The sequence below is a fragment of the Huintestinicola sp. genome (genome assembly GCF_051882455.1).
Lineage (GTDB): Bacteria > Bacillota > Clostridia > Oscillospirales > Ruminococcaceae > Huintestinicola.
Map to the genome: position 1 here is coordinate 789 of NZ_JBJERV010000011.1, position 3,324 is coordinate 4,112.

Here is a 3,324-nt window from a genome sequence, read left to right on the forward strand (position 1 = left end):
CTTCAGCAGGCTTTGCGGGTTCTGCGGGCTTAGCCGCTTCAGCAGGCTTTGCGGGTTCTGCGGGCTTAGCCGCTTCAGCAGGCTTTGCGGGCTCTGCGGGCTTAGCTGCCTCAGCAGGCTTTGCGGGCTCTGCAGGCTTTCCGCTCTCAATAGGCTTGATGGGCTTGACCTCGGGAATTGGCGAAACCACTACCTCAATGGGCTTGATAGGCTTGATAGGCTCGGGCTTCTTCTCGGGAACAGGCTCCTTCTTTTCGGGCGCAGCTTCCTTCTTTTCGGCAGCAGGCTCGGGCTTGGGAGCTGCGGCAGTCTTTTCTGCCTCCTCCGCTCTCTTTCTTGCCTCTTCGATATCCTTGCGCTCCTGCTCAAGCTCCAGAAGTCTTGCTTCTTCGGCAGCCTTGATCTCCTCGGCTTCCTTGAGCTTTGCATCGGTCTTGGATTTCTGGAGAGCGGCAAGAACGCCGTTAAGTACCTTTGCTGTAGCTTCAAAAAGCTTCTTTTCGATATTTGCGGGGAGCTCTGTGGTCTTTCCGCCTCTCTCGACTACCTTGAGAGACGCTCCGAAAAGACCTCCCTTGCCTTCAAATCTTTCGATCTGCTCAACAGGGATATGGAGCAGACCGCTGGTCTTGCCCATTCCGTAAAGGAAATTGGTGGTAAGCAGGTAGGAATCCTCGGGGTGACCGGGGGTAAATTCATGTGCCACAACGGGGAGCTCGAACTGCTCTGTTCTTGCATATGTATTCTGTATCTTGAGGTAAATGCTGTCGAAGGACTTGGAAATTCCCGGAATGTAGAACTGGGACTCTCTGATGCCGTTCTCGTCCATAAGCTTTTTCAGGAGCTGGACATATCCGTCTCTTTCCACAGTCTTGAGATTGGTGATATGAAGCTCGACCTGATTGATGAAACGCTTCTTGTTGTCTGCGTCGATATCCATATCGTTGATGTCCTTGATGAGCTCGAAGCAGCGGTGCTCACCTGCGGTGCCCAGATTTTTGCATTTGTCAGCAAGTGTATTTGCCTCTGCCTCACGTATCTTGGACTTTACTCTGCCGATGTATCTCTGGAGCATATCATCGGGTGCGTGGTTCTCGTTCTTATTTATCTTCTCAAGGAGAACGATAAGGTCTGCCCTGCCGAGAGAATTGATATTCTCGGTGATCTTCGTATAATACTGAACGTGGAGATTTGTGACAGCTTCGTCGATCTTCTTGATGTAGGGGAAGGTCACCTCGGGAATGAAATCGCCCTCGGATATCTTCTCCTTGATCTCGTGGAGCTTCTTGATATCAAGCTTGGAAATGTCGCCGCAGAGCTTCTCAAGCTCCTCTCTCTGAAGGAACTCTCTGCGCTCCTTGAGCTTGGCTGCGGATGCATCGTAAAGCTTGGGGTCAAGGGCAGGCTTGCGCTTGTCAAGCTCGTCCTCAAATTTGTCAAGCTCTTCGGCGGTGAGCTTCTCGATAGACGCCATCTGCTTGTCAAATTCAGCCTTGTCTATCTGCTTGAGACGGCTCTCGATCTGCTCGGCATATGCCTTGCCGGGCTCCTTGTACTCGGGAGTCTCGCTGATTGCTATCTTCATGCTCATCAGCTTATCCTTGGGAGCGCTCTGGATATTCTTGCACAGGTCTGCAAGCTCCTGCTTGATAAGGGTCTCGGTGCGCTCGTCTATCTGCTTGATGTACTTTGCGGAAAGCTCCTTGTCGAAATCGCCGCCCGAAAGCGCCTCTCTGAGCTTGGAAAGCTCCTTTCTGGGTGTGGTGGCGATATTCTTGCAGAGATTTTCCATCTCGGACTTCATCAGGGTGATCTCTCTGCTTCTGATCTTTTCCAGATAGGAAGCGGTGTTCTCCTTCTTGAAGCCCAGAGCGGCGATATCTGCAGAAAGCTTCTCAAGCTCGGGCTTTTTGAGCTTCTCGATGTCCTTGCACATAGAGTCGAGCTTGTCGGTCTCGATCTTGTTGAAGCGCGTGTCGATGTCGTCGAAATATTTCTTCACATATGCAGGGTCGAACTTCTCGTCCTTGAGCTTCTCGGAAAGGGCAGCAAGCTCGGACTTCTGCATATTGGCGATATTCTTGCACAGGTCATCGGCTTCCTTGTTGTAGAGAGCCTTTCTGCGTGCCTTGATGGTGTCGAAATAGCCCGATGTAAGCTCCTCGGGATATTTGTCATCTTTAAGAGACTTTTCAAGTGCGTCAAGCTTTGCAAAGTCCATAGAAGGAATATCCTTGCACATATCGGAAAGCTCTGCCTTGAGGAGTGCCTTTGCTCTTTCCTCGGTCATGGGGAGATACTTCTTCGCTATCTCCTCGGGGCACTTTTCAGCCTTCAGCTCTTCTACTATCTTATCAAGGTCTGCCTTGTTCATCTGGGGGATAGTATCGCACTTCTTGATGAACTCTGCATTCTTTATCTCGGTCTCGCGCTCGTCAAGCTGAGACTTGTACTTGTCGGTAAGAGAAGCGGGATATTTTGCGGAGGCAATAACAGCTCTGAGAGCGTCTACCTTTGCCTTGTCCGCGGTCTTTATGCCTGCAAATACGCTCTCTGCTTCCTTCGTGAGAAGCTCCTGCTTTCTTGCGGCAATGTCCTTTTTATAAGGAGTCTTGAGAGCCTCGCGGCACTTGACTGCCTCAAGCTTTGTGAGCATATCGTCAAGAGCCTTGTTGTCTGCTGCGGAAATGCCCTTGCAGAGTGCGGAAAGCTCTTCTCTTGCAAAGCCGTCTCTTGCATCTGCGATCTTTGCGGTAAAGTGACGGGTGAACATCTTGTCATATTTGCCGGAAGCAAGGGTCTTTTCAAGCTCGTCTGCCTTTGCCTTGTCGGGGATAGCCTTGAACATTTCCGAAAGCTCCCTGAGCTGTGCGGTGATAACGGCGTCCTTAACCTGTGCGATATAGGGTGCGGCAACCACCTCGTCAAAGGAATCATCGGATATCTTGCCCAGGATAACGTCAAGCTCCTGAGGTGTTTTCAGGGTAAGTCCCGTACAGAGGAGCTTCAGCTGATTTTCCTCGCAGTTATTCATAGCAAGCTTTATTTTCAGCAGATATTTGCCCGCGGTTTTCTTGTCAAGCTTCATATCATAGATGTACTTGCGAAGCTGTTTCAGTTCATCTGCATTCAGAGCGGAAAGGTCGGAGCATTTGTCGGCAAGCTCTGCCTCGTTCTTAACAGCCTTTTCCATATCGGCAACAGTGTCGAATACGGTGCCGTTGTAGGTGCGCGCGGCGATCTCGTACTCCTTGCAGTATGTATCGAGCTCATCGAAAACAGGGGCATTTTTCAGCTTGTACTTAGCTGCGGCAGACTTAATAT

The 3,324-nt window shown here is 50.6% G+C and carries 1 protein-coding gene; it reads right to left on the reverse strand.

Features of this window, described 5'->3' with window-relative positions:
- Window positions 1-3,324 (reverse strand): hypothetical protein (locus tag ACI4J0_RS01535; protein WP_439764053.1); only part of this gene is annotated, 3,324 nt, incomplete at both ends.